Consider the following 14,610-nt stretch of genomic DNA (forward strand, 5'->3'; position numbering starts at 1 on the left):
AACAAGGGCGAAGCCCTTGCCATGCCTTGCAGATCGAGCAGGCTGCTTCGCGGGTAAACCCGCTCCCACAGGGGCCAGGTTTTCACGATCGTCATCGCTCAGGCACCAAGCGCAACGTGCTCTGCGCCGGGATCACCCCCATGCGCGCCTTGTGGTAGCGCCCCTCGATGTAATCCTCTGCCTGGTCGCCATAGTGCTTGTCGAACGGCACGCCGCTTTGCCCGACCGGGTTGATGGTCAAGGCCGCGCCGGCGTCGGCGAAGTCGATCACCCGCCGGGTGGAGGGGCCATAGGTGGCCGGCCAGGGCGCCGGGCCGATCTTCGCCGAAAGGTTGTTCGGCACCTCGTGGGTGCCCGGGGCGGCGAAGGGGCCGATGTTGAACAGCAGGTTCAGCGGCTTTTTCACCCCCAGCGGGTGGTTGTGGGTGAGGGTGTGGGCCTTGCCCCATTGCCAGCTGGCCGGGTCCTTGCCGAAGGTCTCGTCCAGGTGCTTGAGGCTGCGCTGCCAGGCCAGCCGCACGATGGCGCTGCGGTCGGTGTGCTCATTGCCGCCGCGCAGGTTCCACCAGGGTGAGGCCGGGTCGGCGGCCAGCCGCGGCAGGGCCGCGTCGATGGCACGGGTGCTGATCAGGATCGGGAACCAGGTATCGCCCAGCTCGTCATGCAGCGCGGCGAAAGCCAATTCGTAGAGGAACTGGTTGAACAGCGTGGCGCTGGTGGAGTCCAGTGGGTAGTCGCCGCGCCAGGCGGCCAGCTGTTCGACCAGCTCTTTCTCTTCGTCCCCTTGGGCCACGCTGCGCAAGGTGCCCAGCAGCGGCGCCAGGGTGCGTGGGCCGTAGTCGTTGCTGGTGTCCAGTTGCAGGGCCTGACTGTTCTGGGTGTCCCACTTGATGTCCGGGTTGTTCAGGTGGCGGTCCAGTTGGCGGCCGCGGTCGGCCAGGTTGTAGTAGCCGGGCACCGGCACCACCGCCGGTGGCTGGTAGTTGGCCGAGACGATGTAGCCGCTGGCCGGGTTCTCCTGCTGCGGGTTGACGCTGAACGGGTAGAAGCCGGGCTTGTCGGCCTGGCGGCTGCTGCCGTCGAGGATGAACGCCGGGTTCACCCCGTCCGGGCGGATCGGCAGGCGCGCCGCCGCCCACCAGCCGATATCGCCACGGGCGTTGGCCCAGACCAGGTTCAGCCCTGGCGCCTGCACCTTGGCTGCCGCTTCGCGCATCTTGCCCAGGGTGTCGGCGCGGTTGATCTGGTAGAAGCCTTCGAGAATCGGGTTGTCGGTTTCCAGGAATGCCCACCACATGGCGATGGGCGCAGCGCCGGCGCTGTTGCCCAGCACCGTGTTGACGATCGGGCCGTGGGGCGAGCGACGCAGGGTGAGGGGCACTGGTTGCTCGCCTTTGACGGCGATCTGCTGCTCGGTTTTTTCCAGGGTCTGCCAGCGGCCATCGACCATCACCTGCTCGGGGTTGGCCGGGTTGGTCTTCTCGGCGATCAGGTCGACGTCGTCGTTCTGGAACATGGTCAGGCTCCAGCCGAAGTCGCGGTTGTGGCCAAGCAGGGCGAACGGGTTGAGCGCCTGGAAGTAGCCGTACAGGTTGAAGCCCGGCGCCGACAGCTCGGCCTCGTACCACACCGCCGGCACCGCGAAGCTGATGTGCGGGTCGCCCGCCAGCAACGGGCGGCCGCTGCGGGTGCGGCTGCCGGCCACGGCCCAGGCGTTGCTGCCCTCGAACTGGGGGATGCCGGCCTCGATCAGGGCCTCGTGGCTGAGCTGCGCCAACTGCTCCAGGCTGCGCCAGTCGGCGGCGGCCAGCGGCGTGGCGATGGCACCGTCGGGCTGCCAGTCGAGGTCGAAGATCTTCAGGTAATCGGCGCCGAGCTGGTCGCGGATGTAGGTGAGCGCGGGCTCGGTGCGAAAGGCCGCGGCGAAGCTGTAGGCCAGGTAGCCGGCGATGCTCAGGGTGTCCTCGGCGGTGAATGGGCGCGGGGTGATACCGAGCAGGTCGAACTCCATCGGCTTGGGATGGCTGGCCTGCCACTGGTTCACGCCATCGAGGTAGGCCTGCAAGGCTATCCAGGCCGGGCCCTGGCGGTCCTGGCGCTGCACCATCAGCGCGGCCTGCTCGCGGATGCGCAGGCTGCGGAACAGGGTGTCGGTGGGCAGCAACTTGTCGCCCAGCACCTCGGCCAGCTCGCCACGGGCCAGGCGGCGCATGATCTCCATCTGGAACAGGCGGTCCTGGGCGTGCACGTAACCCAGGGCGCGGTACAGGTCCTGCTCGTTCTGCGCCTGCAGGTGCGGCACGCCGCGTGCGTCATAACGGGCGGTGACCGGCGCCTGCAGCCCGGCGACGGCCAGTTCGCCCTCGCGCTGGGGCTGCTTGCCCTGCACATACCAGTAACCGGCGCCGGCAGCGGCCACGGCAATCACCACGGCCAGCAGGGTCAGGCTGCGCTTCATCGAGACTCCTTGTGCACTCGAGCGAAAAATGTGGTCCGATCATCGGCGGATTCGCGCACTGAGCATAGCCCCAACAAGGAGTTTCCATGTCCCTCAGCGAAAAACAGAAAATGCTGCAAGGCCAGCTCTACCACGCTGGCTGCCCGGAGCTTCAGGCCGAGCAGATCGCCAACAAGCACTGGATGCACCGCTACAACGCCAGCGTCGAGCTGCTCAACGAAGCCCGCCACGGGTTGCTGGTCGAGCACTTCGCCAGCGTCGGCGACGCTGTGGTGATCCGCCCGCCGTTCCATTGCGACTACGGTTACAACCTCAGTGTTGGCGCCAATACCTTCATGAACTTCAACTGCGTGATCCTCGACGTGCTGCCGGTGCGCATCGGCGCCGACTGCCAGATCGGCCCGGCGGTGCAGATCTACACCGCCGACCACCCGCTCGACCCTGATCTGCGCCGCAGCGGCCTGGAAAGCGGGCGGCCGGTGACCATTGGCGACAACGTGTGGATCGGCGGCGGGGCGATCATCCTGCCGGGGGTGACCATTGGCGATAACGCCGTGATCGGCGCCGGCAGCGTGGTCACCCGAGATGTGCCGGCGGGGGCGGTGGTGGTGGGTAACCCCGCGCGGGTGCGTCAGCCGGCCCAGGGGCAGTAGCAGCCCACGGCCAGGGTGTTGCTGGCCTGCACCCGGCGCCCTTGGTTCAGGGCCTTGAGGATCGGTTCGATGAAGCTGTTGCTCGAATTGCACACCGCGCCTTCGCTGTAGGGGCCGAAGTAGGCCAGGTCGCCATTGCGGTCCCAGATCGCCACGGCGGGCGTGGCCGGCAGCTGTTCGCTGCCGGGCAGCCCGGCCAGGGGTTCGAGCGCAGCGAGGTTGGCGGGTAGCTGGCCGTGGCTGCCGGGCCGTTGCACCACGTGGAAGCTGACCCCCTGCGGGGCAAAGTGCTCGACCAGCTCGCTCAGGTGCTGCTGGTTGCCGACGTTGCACGGGCAAGCCGGGTCCCAGAAGTGCACCAGGCGGATCGGGCCGGGGCCGGCCAGTTCGGGCGGCAAGCGCAACTGGCTGCCGTCGAACAGCGTGGCCTGGTTGTCGAAGGGGCGCAGGTAGCGGGCCTGGAAGCTGTCGTAGGCCCACCACAGGGCGGCGGCGCAGAGCAGGGCGGCGAGAGCGCCGAGCAATGACTTGGAATTTGGGATGGGCATGGGCTGTCTGCAGAGCTTATGAGCAACGCATGCCGCCTGTGGGAGCGGGTTTACCCGCGAATGCGGCAGTGGAAGCACCAGCGCATTCGCGGGTAAACCCGCTCCCACAAGGGAGGCATGCCGCCCGTTGAATGGTGTTGCAGCTTGCCATGACATCAAGCAGACCTGAATATCCCAGATCAATACTCGCCTCGTTGTGGATGTACCGATGCCTGCCGCTTTGAAGCCCGACCTGTTGCGCGCCAGCCTGGCGCCGCTTGCCGAACGTCAACCGCTGTCCGCCCAAGCCCGCGACTACCAGCGCTTTTACGGCCTGGACCTGGGCGTGCCGAGCTGGCTTGGCGGCTTTCGCGCGGCGGGGTTCGAGCTGGTCGGCCAGGTCTGGCTGCCCGCGCAGCCGGTGGCGACGCTGTTCCTGCTGCACGGCTACTACGACCACATGGGCCTGTACCGGCATGTCATCGAGTGGGCGCTGGAGCAGGGCTATGCAGTGATCAGCTGTGACCTGCCAGGGCATGGGCTGTCCAGCGGCGAGCGGGCCAGCATCGATGACTTCGCCCTCTACCAGCAGGCCCTCGACGTGCTGTTCGAGCAGGCGCGCCAGCTCGAGCTGCCGCACCCCTGGCACTTGTGCGGGCAAAGCACGGGCGGTGCGATCGTGGTCGATCACCTGCTGCATTGTGCCGAGCAGAGCCCGGCCGACGGCGAGGTGATCCTGCTGGCACCGCTGGTGCGCCCGCGCGCCTGGGGCTGGTCGAAGCTGAGCTACCGGGTGCTGCGCCACTTCGTCAACGGCATCGAGCGACGCTTCAGCGAGAACACCAACGACCCGGCGTTCCTGCCGTTCCTGGAGGCCGACCCGCTGCAGCCACGGCGCCTGCCGACCGCCTGGGTCGGGGCATTGATGAAATGGGTAAGGCGCATCGAGGCCGCGCCGCAGAGCGCGCGGCGGCCATTGATCGTGCAGGGGGAGGCGGATGCCACGGTGGATTGGCCGTACAACCTCAAGGTGCTCAAGGCCAAGTTCGCCGAGCCGCAGATCCTGATGCTGCCCGAGGCCCGGCACCACCTGGCCAACGAGCTGCCGGGCATCCGCCAGCGCTACTTTGACTTCATTGGCCAGCGCCTGGGCTGATCAGTTCAGGTCGTTGGCGTTCTGGCCCACGGCGAGGGCGGCGCGCACCGCGCTGACTGCCGCTTTGTAATAGGCCTGGCCGTCCGGCGACTCGGCGAAGGTGGAGAACTGCTCCAGTTCGGCGTCCGACAGGTCGCGATAGACATACAACAGGGTGTTGTCGAGGTCTTCGCCGACCTGGTTCATCAGGCGCTGGCGTTGGCCGTCGAGCAGGCTCTGGGTCTGTCCGCCACCGAACAGGCCGGGGATCATCGAGCTGAGGCTGTCGGCTGCCACCCCGGCGATGGCCAGGCTGACTTCTGCACCGGCCTCGCGTGCGGGCAGTGCCTGCGCCAGGTGGCCGATGATCAGCTGGCGATTGTCGCTGGCCTGGATCTTCGGCAGGCCCTTGGCGTTCTTGGCCAACTGGTCCTTGCGCGTGGCCAGCAGCTCGGCGGCCACCACCTTGCGCCCCAGCGGCGACTGGAAGAAGGCCAGGGCCGGTGCCGGGTTCTTGAGGGTGCTGCGCAACTGCGCCTGGGCGCGGCGGTCCATGGCCTGGGCCTGGAAGCGCTGGTTGCTGTTGTTGACCAGCGCCTGGTAAACCGCAGGCGGCAAGCTGTTGCGGTAGCGCTGCTGGGCGGCGCTCACGGCATCGTTGAAATGGGCGCGCTGGTCGGGCCAGCCGGCGGCCTTGTACAGCTGATCGAGGTTGTCTGCCCAGACAGGCATGGTGCAGATCATCAGCAGAAGCAGGGAAAACAGACGGCGCATTCAGGACTCCTGTCGTCAGGCCGCCATTGTCCTTGGCATGGCGGGGCTTTGTCGAGTCGCCAGGGGCGCTTCCTGACCAAGTGGCGCTGTGCGCGGGCAGGCCGAATGGCTATGATGCGCCATGCACAATCCTTGCGAACATCCCATGCTGTCGGCAATCGTCGACGACCTGGCCACCCGTGGCTGGTCGCAGCAAACCCTCTTTCTCCCCGACGGGCTGTCGCGTGAGCTCGCGCTCGAGTGCCGGCGCCGTTATGCCGAAGGCGAACTCAACCCTGCCGGGGTGGGGCGCGGCGCCGCGCAGGAAGTGCGCGAAGCGATCCGTGGCGACCAGATCCAGTGGATCGACCCTGGTGAATCCGCGGCCTGCGACCGTTACCTGGGGGCCATGGACAGCCTGCGCCAGGCCATCAACCAGGGGTTGTTCCTCGGGCTCGAGGATTTCGAGTGCCATTTTGCCCTGTACCCGCCGGGGGCTTTCTACCGCCGCCATCTGGATCGCTTCCGCGACGACGACCGGCGTACCGTCTCTGCCGTGTTCTATCTCAATGAAGGCTGGCAGCCGGACGATGGCGGGCAGCTGCGCATGTTCCTCGACGGCGATGTCGAGCATGACGTGCAGCCGATCGCCGGCAGCCTGGTGGTGTTCCTTTCTGGCGCCATTCCCCATGAAGTCCTCCCGGCCGGGCGCGAGCGCCTGTCGCTGACGGGCTGGTTCCGCCGCCGTGGCAATGACCCGTTCTGAGCGGCCGAAAGTCCTGGTCAGCGCCTGCCTGTTGGGCCAGCCGGTGCGCTACGACGGGCGTGCCAGCGGCCACCCCGACCTGCTGCAGCGCTGGCAGGCCGAGGGCCGGGTAGTGCCGCTGTGTCCGGAAGTGGCCGGCGGCCTGCCGACACCCCGCCCTGCGGCGGAGATCCCGGGCGGGCAGGGTGGCCAGGTGGTGGACGGCCAGACGCAGGTGCTGACGGCCAGCGGCGAGGATGTCAGCGCGGCGTTCATGGCCGGGGCGCATCAGGCGCTGGAACTGGTTCGCCGGCATGGCATTCGGGTGGCGGTGATGAAGTCCGGCAGCCCGTCGTGCGGTAACCGGCAGACCTACGACGGTACTTTCACGGGGGTGAAAGTAGCGGGCGAGGGCGTCACCACGGCATTGTTGCGGCGTGAAGGGGTGCAGGTGTTCAGCGAGCTGGAGCTGGACGAGGCCGAACGGGCGCTGGCAAGCCTGTTGTAGGCGCCAGCGTCAGCAACTGGTCACTTCTGCGCTTCGCGCTGCAGCCATTTCTGCTCTAGCGCTGCCAGCCGGCCATCGCTCTCGATCCGCTTCAGGGCATTGTTCACGGCGCTCTCGAAGGCCGGGTTGCCTTTCTGGAAGGGGATCACCAGGTGCGGCTCGCTGAAGGGCTGGCTGGTGACCAGTTCAGGGGCCAGTGGCAGTTCAGGTTGAGTCTTGTTGAAGGCAATGTCGTACTTGCCGCTGACCACACCCGGCAAAACATCTTCAGCCGTGGCTTCGACGAACTCGGCGCGCACATCCAGCTCCTTGGCCAGGGCCTGGCCCAGCTCGATTTCGAAGCCGGTGAGGTGCTGGTCTTCCTTGAGCACGTAGGGCGGTGTGTCGCTCAATACGGCAATGCGCAGTTCGCCGCGGTCGTTGATTTCGTCGATCAGTTCGGCCTGGGCCAGTGGGCAGAACAGTACTGCCAGCAGTACGCCAATGGTCAAACGCATGAAAGCCCCTTATTTGTATGGCAGGTGAATGTCATTCGCCGCAGCTTGTTCCTCGCCCGGTCGAACGCAGCCTATGACCCCAGGACCTGGGTAATGTTTAACGCCACTGCAACTATTTCTGTGGCGTTTTTCTGAACCTTCGCTGGCGCAGATGAACTATGGTGAAGTACCGCTTTGTTTCGTTTTAGTGATAGCGGTCTATTGAAGTGAATGAAAGGAGAAGTGAATGAAAAGCCTATTTTCGCGTGCTGCCGTTGCCGGGCTGCTGATGGGGGCGTCGGTGTTCGCCAGTGCCGCGGATGCACTGAAGAGCGAGCAGCCACCGGAAGGCGCCAAGGTCTTCATCGTTTCCCCCGCCGACGGCGCCACGGTCGACAAGACCTTCACCGTCAAGTTCGGCATCGAGGGTATTGCCCTCAAGCCTGCCGGTGACCAGACCGCGCACAGCGGCCATCACCACCTGCTGGTGGACGTCGACAAGGCGCCGGTGGCCGACATGCCGCTGCCGACCAGCCTGATGCCCGAGAACAATGCCCCGTTGCCGGCCGGCCCGCAGGTGCTGCACTTCGGCAAGGCGCAGACCGAGGCGACCATTACCCTTACTCCGGGCAAACACACCCTGCAACTGGTACTGGGCGACAAGTACCACGTGCCGTTCAAGCCGAGCGTCGAATCGCAGAAGATTACCGTCAACGTCAAGTAAGGCCGACGCGGGCCCTGTAGGAGCAACGTCAAAGCGGCGCATATCCTGTGGGAGCGGCGGTTCGCCGCTGCGATTTACCCGCGAACACCGGCAGAGCCGGTGCCATCCACCGCGTCGCCTGCTTCGCGGGCAAGCCCGCTCCCACAGGGACTGCGCCAGATTTTAGATTTGATGCAAGACAGTTGCTCTTACAACGACAGTTGCTTGCACAGGATCGAGTGCAAAGTGCCAACAAAAAAGGGAGGCCACCAGGGCCTCCCTTTTTCATGCAGCCAGCAAACTCAGAACAGTACGCGCGAGCGGATAGTGCCTTTGACGTGCTGCAGTTTTTCCTGGGCCAGGTCCGAGTACTCGGCGTCGACGTCGATCACCACGTAACCGACTTTCTCGTCGGTCTGCAGGAACTGACCGGAGATGTTGATACCGTTTTCGGCGAACACTTTGTTGATTTCGCTGAGCACGCCCGGGATGTTCTCGTGGATGTGCAGCAGGCGGTGCTTGCCTGGGTGCGCCGGCAGGGCCACTTCAGGGAAGTTGACCGACGACACGGAAGTACCGTTGTCGCTGTACTTGACCAGCTTCTCGGCCACTTCCAGGCCGATGTTGGCCTGGGCTTCGGCGGTGGAACCACCGATGTGCGGGGTCAGGATCACGTTGTCCAGGCCACGCAGCGGGCTTTCGAACTCTTCATCGTTGGAGCGCGGCTCGACCGGGAACACGTCGATGGCGGCGCCGATCAGGTGCTTGTCCTTGATCGCGGCGGCCAGGTGATCCAGCTCGACCACGGTGCCACGGGCAGCGTTGATCAGGATCGAACCCTTCTTCATCGCGCGGATTTCCTTCTCGCCGATCATCCACTGGGTGGATGGCAGCTCGGGAACGTGCAGCGAGACGATGTCGGCCAGGCCCAGCAGCTCGTTCAGGCTGGTGATCTGGGTGGCGTTGCCCAGCGGCAGCTTGGTCAACGGGTCGTAGAAGTAGACCTGCATGCCCAGGCTCTCGGCGAGTACCGACAGTTGGGTGCCGATCGAGCCGTAGCCGACGATGCCCAGTTTCTTGCCACGGATCTCGAAGGAGTTGGCCGCGCTCTTGATCCAGCCACCACGGTGGCAGGAAGCGTTCTTCTCAGGGATGCCGCGCAGCAGCAGGATGGCTTCGGCCAGCACCAGCTCGGCGACCGAACGGGTGTTGGAGTACGGTGCGTTGAACACCGCGATGCCGCGCTCGCGGGCTGCGCCCAGGTCGACCTGGTTGGTGCCGATGCAGAAACAGCCGACCGCGACCAGTTTCTTCGCGCAGTCAAAGACCTCTTCGGTCAGTTGGGTGCGCGAGCGGATGCCGATGAAGTGGGCATCGGCGATCTTTTCCTTCAGTTCTGCGTCCGGCAGCGAGCCGGTGAGGTATTCGATGTTGCTGTACCCGGCAGCTTTGAGGGTATCCACCGCATTCTGGTGGACGCCTTCAAGAAGAAGGAACCTGATCTTGCTCTTGTCGAGAGAAGTCTTGCTCATCTGCGTAAACCTGTATCCCGGAGAAAAATGGCGAGGGGGGGTGAAGCGGCGCGGCGTCGGCCTTAGCACGAACAGCGGGAGGGCTATGCTAGCATACGCGACTCAATCTGAGCTTATCCCGACAGGTGAAGAGTACTCAGGGTGACTATGAATAAGTCGAGGGTTCCAGCGATGACCCAGCCTGCATTAATTGAAGAGCTGATGACCCTGGTCGACCCAGGCAAAGTGCTTACCGACCCGGCCTCGCTCGACGCCTACGGCAAGGACTGGACCAAGCATTACCCGCCCGCGCCGAGCGCCATCGTTTTCCCCAAGACCATCGAGCAAGTGCAGGCCATCGTCGCCTGGGCCAACCGGCACAAGGTCGCCCTGGTGCCGTCAGGCGGGCGCACTGGCCTGTCGGGTGCCGCAGTCGCTGCCAACGGCGAAGTGGTGGTGGCCTTCGACAACATGAACCAGATCCTCGCCTTCAATGAGTTCGACCGCACCGTGGTCTGCCAGCCAGGCGTGATTACCCGCCAGTTGCAGCAGTTCGCCGAGGACCAGGGCCTGTATTACCCGGTGGACTTCGCCTCCAGCGGCTCCAGCCAGATCGGCGGCAATATCGGCACCAACGCCGGCGGCATCAAGGTCATTCGCTACGGCATGACCCGCAACTGGGTTGCCGGGCTGAAGGTGGTCACTGGCAAGGGCGAACTGCTCGAGCTCAACAAGGACCTGATCAAGAACGCTACCGGCTACGACCTGCGCCAGCTGTTCATCGGCGCCGAAGGCACCCTGGGCTTTGTGGTCGAGGCCACCATGCGCCTGGACCGCGCGCCGCGCAGCCTCACGGCGATGGTGCTGGGCACGCCGGATTTCGACGCGATCATGCCGGTGCTGCACGCCTTCCAGGGCAAGCTGGACCTCACTGCGTTCGAGTTTTTCTCCGATAAAGGCCTGGCCAAGATCATGGGCCGTGGCGATGTGCCCGCGCCCTTCGCGACGGACTGCCCGTTCTATGCCTTGCTGGAGTTCGAAGCCAGTACCGAGCAGGTGGCCAACGAAGCGCTCGCCACCTTCGAGCACTGCGTCGAGCAGGGCTGGGTACTGGACGGGGTGATGAGCCAGAGCGAAACGCAGCTGAAGAACCTGTGGAAGCTGCGCGAATACCTGTCCGAGACCATCTCCCACTGGACCCCGTACAAGAACGACATCTCGGTCACCGTGTCGAAGGTGCCGGCGTTCCTGCGCGATATCGATGCCATCGTCGCCGAGCACTACCCGGATTACGAAGTGGTCTGGTACGGCCACATCGGCGACGGCAACCTGCATCTGAACATCCTCAAGCCCGACCACATGAGCAAGGACGACTTTTTCGCCTCGTGCGCCAAGGTCAACAAGTGGGTGTTCGAGATCGTTCAGCGCTACCACGGCTCGATCTCCGCCGAGCACGGCGTGGGCATGACCAAGCGTGATTACCTGGGCTACAGCCGCTCGCCGGATGAAATTGCCTGCATGAAGGCGATCAAGGCGGTGTTCGACCCGAACGGCATCATGAATCCGGGTAAGATCTTCGCTCCCGAATAAAAAGCAGTGTTCACAGGAGTCGGCCATGAGTTACCAGCACCAGTACGTAGACGGCACGCGCATCCACTTCCCGCTGGGCAAGGTGGTGTGCATCGGCCGCAACTACGCCGAACATGCCAAGGAACTGGATAACCCTATCCCCAGCGAGCCGCTGCTGTTCATCAAGCCGGGCAGTTGCGTGGTGCCGCTTGAGGGTGGCTTCAAGATCCCGACCGAGCGCGGTTCGGTGCACTACGAGGCGGAAATTGCCGTGTTGTTGGGCAAGTCGCTGTCGCCCCACCCAACCGAAGAGGAAGTGCTCGACGCCATTTCCGGCTATGCCCCGGCGCTGGACCTGACCCTGCGCGACCTGCAGGCCAAGTTGAAGGAAAAGGGCCTGCCGTGGGAGCTGTGCAAGAGTTTCGACGGCGCCTGTGTACTGCCGCCGTTCGTTTCGGCGGGCACGTTCGAGGACCTCAGCGATATCGGCATCCGCCTGACCATCAATGGCGAAGTGCGTCAGGACGGCAACAGCGCGATGATGCTCAACCCGATCGTGCCGATGATCCAGCACATGGCGGCGAACTTCTCGCTGCAGGCGGGTGACGTGATTCTCACCGGCACCCCGGCGGGCGTGGGGCCGTTCAATGTCGGTGACGAGCTGGTCCTGGAACTCCCGGGCGTCAGCCGCTTCGAAAGCCGCGTGCTCTGACTGCGCAGGCGCGACGGCAGCCCCGCTGCCGTCGTGTGGCCATCACCTGATGGCATTTGTCGTTTTTTTCACAAACGATCCGGATAATCCGCAGTTTCATGTTCATTTGCCGACGTTAAGGAAGACATCACGGCTCATCATCAGGACCCCGCCAATGGCTATCCCGTCCACCGCTCCCGTTCCGCCCACCCGTAAACGTCACGCGCTGCTGCGTTGGCCTGCCTGGCTCGCTGCATTGGCGCTGATCGGCTATGGCTTGGCCGTGGCCATGCACTGGGATGACCGAGGGCTGCTGTGGATAAAGGAGCGCTTCGAGACCCAGGCCGAACGCCAGGAAAGCATCTGGCTGCCGGACTATGTGGTGGACATCGACGCCAAACCGCTACCGGGCATGGAGCGCGACGAGGCCTCTGACCTGGCGTACAGCCCGCACACCCGCACCCTGTTCGCGGTGATGGGCAAGCACCCCTTTCTGGTGGAGCTGACGCTTGACGGCGATGTGCTGCGCAAGATGCCGCTGGTAGGTTGGTCGAATCCGGAAGGCGTAGCGGTGCTGGAGGATGGCCAGATCGCCATCGTCGACGAGCGCAACCATGACCTGACCCTGGTCAAGGTGGACGCCGGCACCACGTCGTTGAACCGCGCCGACTTCCACAGTTACGACCTGGGCGATGAAGGCAAAGGCAACAAGGGCTTCGAAGCGGTGGTCTGGGACCCGATGCGCCAGCGCCTGGTGATTGGCGAAGAGCGGCCGCCGCAACTGTACATCTGGAGCACCGATGGGCGCAGCCCGCTGAAGGGCGACAAGCAACCGCTGGCCAGTGACGAGCTCGACCTGCGCAATCTCTCTGCGCTGGGTGTCGACCCTCGCACCGGCCACCTGCTGGTGCTGTCGGCCGACTCCAACATGCTGCTTGAGCTCGATGAAAAGGGTGAACAGGTCAGCTTCATGACCCTGCTCGGCGGTTTCAATGGCCTCAAGGACCGTATCCCCCGGGCAGAGGGCGTGGCCATGGACGAGCAGGGCAACCTCTATTTTGTCAGCGAGCCCAACCTGTTCTATCGCTTCAAGAAGCACTGACGCGCAGTCAGGGGAACCCTACGCTGGCATTAAGCTTTGCTTCAGTTGGTAGTGGTTAGATTCGTGCTCATTTTGCCGAGTTTGCCCCCATGCGCCCTAGCCGCCGTCTGATTTTTGCTGTCACCGCCTTCGTTCTACTGCTTTTCGCCGGCGTGGCAGGGCACGAGTTCCGTCTGTTCGAGCGCGGCTGGTTCAACCTCAAGACCTGGTGGCAGCCCGCGCAACAGAGCATGGGCCTGGACCGTTACCAGGTGGTGCTCGAGGCCCAGCCTGTCGCCGGGCTGGACGACGATATCTCGGCGCTGACCTACGATCCCGACCGCAAGAGCCTGTTCACCGTCACCAATGCCAAGTCCGAGCTGATCGAGTTGTCGCTGGACGGGCGCATCCTGCGCCGAATTGCGCTGACCGGCTTCGGTGACCCCGAAGCGGTGGAGTATGTGGGCCACAGCACCTATGTGATCACCGATGAGCGCCAGCAGCGCTTGATTCGTGTGCGTCTGGATGACGACACCCTGTTCCTCGATGCCAACGATGCCGAGCAGCTCAGCCTGGGTATCGGCCTCAATGGAAACAAGGGCTTCGAGGGGCTGGCCTATGACTCGGCAGGCAAGCGCCTGTTCGTGGCCAAGGAGCGGGACCCGATGGTGATCTACGAGGTGCATGGCTTTCCCCATGACAACCCCGACAAACCCTACGCCGTGCATGTGGTGCAGGACCGCAAGCGTGACCGGCGGTTGTTCGTGAGGGATCTGTCGAGCCTGCAGTACGACGAGCGCAGCGGGCATCTGCTGGCGCTGTCGGACGAATCGCGGCTGGTGCTGGAGCTGGACGTGAAGGGCAGGCCGCTGAGCACGATGTCATTGCGCAATGGGTTTCAGGGCCTGAAGCAGACCGTGCCGCAGGCAGAGGGGATCGCGATGGATGACGCCGGGACCCTGTATCTGGTCAGTGAGCCGAACCTGTTCTATGTGTTCAAGCAGCCGGTTGACTGAAGGGGCTGAACAGATCGCGGGGCAAGCCCGCTCCCACGCCCGTGGGAGCGGGCTTGCCCCGCGATGGCGTCTGACCTGCTTACTCGGCCTTGAGGGTCTTCACGCCTTCGGCGGTACCCAGCAACAGCACATCCGCCGGGCGCGCCGCGAACAGGCCGTTGGTGACCACGCCGACAATGGCGTTGATCTGGCTTTCCAGCGCCACCGGGTCGGTGATCTGCAGGTTGTGCACATCGAGGATGACGTTGCCGTTGTCGGTCAGCACGCCCTCGCGGTACACCGGGTCGCCGCCCAGCTTGACCAACTGGCGCGCCACATGGCTGCGGGCCATGGGGATGACTTCGACCGGCAGCGGGAAGGCGCCCAGTACCGGTACCAGCTTGCTGGCGTCGGCGATGCAGATGAAGGTCTTGGCCACGGCCGCAACGATCTTCTCGCGGGTCAGGGCCGCGCCGCCGCCCTTGATCAGGTTGAGGTGGGCGTCGCTTTCGTCGGCGCCATCCACGTAGAACTCCAGCTCGCTGACGCTGTTCAGCTCATAGACCGGGATGCCATGGCCCTTCAGGCGCTGCGCGGTGGCCTCGGAGCTGGCGACGGCGCCGTCGAAGGCGGTCTTGTGCTGGGCCAGGGCATCGATGAAGAAGTTGGCGGTAGAGCCGGTGCCGACACCGACGACGCTCTTTTCATCCAGTTTCGGCAGGATGAGGTCGACGGCGGCCTGGGCAACGGCCTGTTTGAGTTGGTCCTGGGTCATGCGGGCTCCGGGAGGGGCTGGGCGGAAATC

The 14,610-nt window shown here is 64.6% G+C and carries 15 protein-coding genes; 9 read left to right on the forward strand and 6 right to left on the reverse strand.

Features of this window, described 5'->3' with window-relative positions:
* Window positions 1-91: 91 nt before the first annotated feature.
* Window positions 92-2,458: a penicillin acylase family protein gene (locus tag DM373_RS02735; protein WP_110992096.1), complete on the reverse strand. Its 2,367-nt coding sequence runs from the start codon at window positions 2,456-2,458 to the stop codon at window positions 92-94.
* 86 nt (window positions 2,459-2,544) lie between these two features.
* Here DM373_RS02735 and DM373_RS02740 point away from each other — a divergent pair, with 86 nt between their 5' ends.
* Complete coding sequence (locus tag DM373_RS02740; protein ID WP_110992097.1) at window positions 2,545-3,111, forward strand: sugar O-acetyltransferase; 567 nt, start codon at window positions 2,545-2,547, stop codon at window positions 3,109-3,111.
* On the opposite strand, the gene DM373_RS02745 is transcribed toward DM373_RS02740, so the two are convergent.
* A complete protein-coding gene (locus tag DM373_RS02745; protein ID WP_110992098.1) occupies window positions 3,090-3,659 on the reverse strand; it encodes a DUF6436 domain-containing protein in 570 nt (189 codons plus the stop codon). The two genes, DM373_RS02740 and DM373_RS02745, sit on opposite strands and share 22 nt — an antisense overlap.
* 208 nt (window positions 3,660-3,867) lie before the next feature.
* Between DM373_RS02745 and bipL the strand changes: the two genes are divergently transcribed.
* A complete protein-coding gene (gene bipL, locus DM373_RS02750) occupies window positions 3,868-4,794 on the forward strand; it encodes a phospholipase BipL (protein ID WP_110992099.1) in 927 nt (308 codons plus the stop codon).
* Here bipL and DM373_RS02755 read toward each other — a convergent pair whose 3' ends face one another.
* Window positions 4,795-5,547, reverse strand: a complete 753-nt coding sequence (locus DM373_RS02755) for a DUF2059 domain-containing protein (RefSeq protein WP_110992100.1) — start codon at window positions 5,545-5,547, stop codon at window positions 4,795-4,797.
* A gap of 121 nt (window positions 5,548-5,668) precedes the next feature.
* Here DM373_RS02755 and DM373_RS02760 point away from each other — a divergent pair, with 121 nt between their 5' ends.
* Window positions 5,669-6,292, forward strand: a complete 624-nt coding sequence (locus DM373_RS02760; protein ID WP_110992101.1) for a 2OG-Fe(II) oxygenase — start codon at window positions 5,669-5,671, stop codon at window positions 6,290-6,292.
* Window positions 6,279-6,779, forward strand: coding sequence for a 2-thiouracil desulfurase family protein (locus tag DM373_RS02765; RefSeq protein WP_110992102.1), 501 nt, complete (start codon window positions 6,279-6,281; stop codon window positions 6,777-6,779). Before DM373_RS02760 ends, DM373_RS02765 begins: the two co-directional genes overlap by 14 nt.
* A 20-nt stretch (window positions 6,780-6,799) precedes the next feature.
* On the opposite strand, the gene DM373_RS02770 is transcribed toward DM373_RS02765, so the two are convergent.
* Entirely contained in the window at window positions 6,800-7,276 is a 477-nt protein-coding gene (locus DM373_RS02770) for a transporter substrate-binding domain-containing protein (RefSeq protein ID WP_110992103.1), read from the reverse strand.
* A gap of 226 nt (window positions 7,277-7,502) precedes the next feature.
* Between DM373_RS02770 and DM373_RS02775 the strand changes: the two genes are divergently transcribed.
* Complete coding sequence (locus DM373_RS02775; protein WP_110992104.1) at window positions 7,503-7,979, forward strand: DUF4399 domain-containing protein; 477 nt, start codon at window positions 7,503-7,505, stop codon at window positions 7,977-7,979.
* A 281-nt stretch (window positions 7,980-8,260) separates the two neighbouring features.
* Here DM373_RS02775 and serA read toward each other — a convergent pair whose 3' ends face one another.
* Window positions 8,261-9,490, reverse strand: coding sequence for a phosphoglycerate dehydrogenase (gene serA, locus DM373_RS02780; RefSeq protein WP_110992105.1), 1,230 nt, complete (start codon window positions 9,488-9,490; stop codon window positions 8,261-8,263).
* 171 nt (window positions 9,491-9,661) lie between these two features.
* Here serA and DM373_RS02785 point away from each other — a divergent pair, with 171 nt between their 5' ends.
* From DM373_RS02785 to DM373_RS02800, 4 genes are all read left to right on the forward strand, one after another.
* Window positions 9,662-11,059 carry an FAD-binding oxidoreductase gene (locus tag DM373_RS02785; protein ID WP_110992106.1) on the forward strand — a complete coding sequence of 466 codons (1,398 nt, stop codon included), beginning with the start codon at window positions 9,662-9,664 and terminating at the stop codon, window positions 11,057-11,059.
* A 25-nt stretch (window positions 11,060-11,084) separates the two neighbouring features.
* The gene (locus tag DM373_RS02790; RefSeq protein WP_110992107.1) at window positions 11,085-11,750 is read left to right on the forward strand and encodes a fumarylacetoacetate hydrolase family protein; all 666 of its coding nucleotides are present in this window, start codon (window positions 11,085-11,087) and stop codon (window positions 11,748-11,750) included.
* A 154-nt stretch (window positions 11,751-11,904) separates the two neighbouring features.
* Window positions 11,905-12,831 (forward strand): SdiA-regulated domain-containing protein, encoded by a 927-nt coding sequence (locus DM373_RS02795; RefSeq protein ID WP_425272555.1) that lies wholly within the window; start codon window positions 11,905-11,907, stop codon window positions 12,829-12,831.
* Between the two features lie 89 nt (window positions 12,832-12,920).
* Window positions 12,921-13,826 (forward strand): SdiA-regulated domain-containing protein, encoded by a 906-nt coding sequence (locus DM373_RS02800; RefSeq protein WP_110992108.1) that lies wholly within the window; start codon window positions 12,921-12,923, stop codon window positions 13,824-13,826.
* 79 nt (window positions 13,827-13,905) lie between these two features.
* Here the strand turns inward: DM373_RS02800 and rpiA are convergent, their stop codons facing one another.
* Window positions 13,906-14,580: a ribose-5-phosphate isomerase RpiA gene (rpiA, locus tag DM373_RS02805; protein ID WP_110992109.1), complete on the reverse strand. Its 675-nt coding sequence runs from the start codon at window positions 14,578-14,580 to the stop codon at window positions 13,906-13,908.
* Between the last annotated feature and the right edge of the window lie 30 nt (window positions 14,581-14,610).

The sequence above is a fragment of the Pseudomonas sichuanensis genome, from assembly GCF_003231305.1.
In the GTDB taxonomy this organism is placed as follows: domain Bacteria; phylum Pseudomonadota; class Gammaproteobacteria; order Pseudomonadales; family Pseudomonadaceae; genus Aquipseudomonas; species Aquipseudomonas sichuanensis.

Excerpts from the sequence above, each read along its gene's own strand:
- DM373_RS02735 (WP_110992096.1), bottom strand. The coding sequence starts at position 2,458 with ATGAAGCGCAGCCTGACCCTGCTGGCCGTGGTGATTGCCGTGGCCGCT.
- DM373_RS02740 (WP_110992097.1), top strand. The coding sequence starts at position 2,545 with ATGTCCCTCAGCGAAAAACAGAAAATGCTGCAAGGCCAGCTCTACCAC.
- DM373_RS02745 (WP_110992098.1), bottom strand. The coding sequence starts at position 3,659 with ATGCCCATCCCAAATTCCAAGTCATTGCTCGGCGCTCTCGCCGCCCTG.
- bipL (WP_110992099.1), top strand. The coding sequence starts at position 3,868 with ATGCCTGCCGCTTTGAAGCCCGACCTGTTGCGCGCCAGCCTGGCGCCG.
- DM373_RS02755 (WP_110992100.1), bottom strand. The coding sequence starts at position 5,547 with ATGCGCCGTCTGTTTTCCCTGCTTCTGCTGATGATCTGCACCATGCCT.
- DM373_RS02760 (WP_110992101.1), top strand. The coding sequence starts at position 5,669 with ATGCACAATCCTTGCGAACATCCCATGCTGTCGGCAATCGTCGACGAC.
- DM373_RS02765 (WP_110992102.1), top strand. The coding sequence starts at position 6,279 with ATGACCCGTTCTGAGCGGCCGAAAGTCCTGGTCAGCGCCTGCCTGTTG.
- DM373_RS02770 (WP_110992103.1), bottom strand. The coding sequence starts at position 7,276 with ATGCGTTTGACCATTGGCGTACTGCTGGCAGTACTGTTCTGCCCACTG.
- DM373_RS02775 (WP_110992104.1), top strand. The coding sequence starts at position 7,503 with ATGAAAAGCCTATTTTCGCGTGCTGCCGTTGCCGGGCTGCTGATGGGG.
- serA (WP_110992105.1), bottom strand. The coding sequence starts at position 9,490 with ATGAGCAAGACTTCTCTCGACAAGAGCAAGATCAGGTTCCTTCTTCTT.
- DM373_RS02785 (WP_110992106.1), top strand. The coding sequence starts at position 9,662 with ATGACCCAGCCTGCATTAATTGAAGAGCTGATGACCCTGGTCGACCCA.
- DM373_RS02790 (WP_110992107.1), top strand. The coding sequence starts at position 11,085 with ATGAGTTACCAGCACCAGTACGTAGACGGCACGCGCATCCACTTCCCG.
- DM373_RS02795 (WP_425272555.1), top strand. The coding sequence starts at position 11,905 with ATGGCTATCCCGTCCACCGCTCCCGTTCCGCCCACCCGTAAACGTCAC.
- DM373_RS02800 (WP_110992108.1), top strand. The coding sequence starts at position 12,921 with ATGCGCCCTAGCCGCCGTCTGATTTTTGCTGTCACCGCCTTCGTTCTA.
- rpiA (WP_110992109.1), bottom strand. The coding sequence starts at position 14,580 with ATGACCCAGGACCAACTCAAACAGGCCGTTGCCCAGGCCGCCGTCGAC.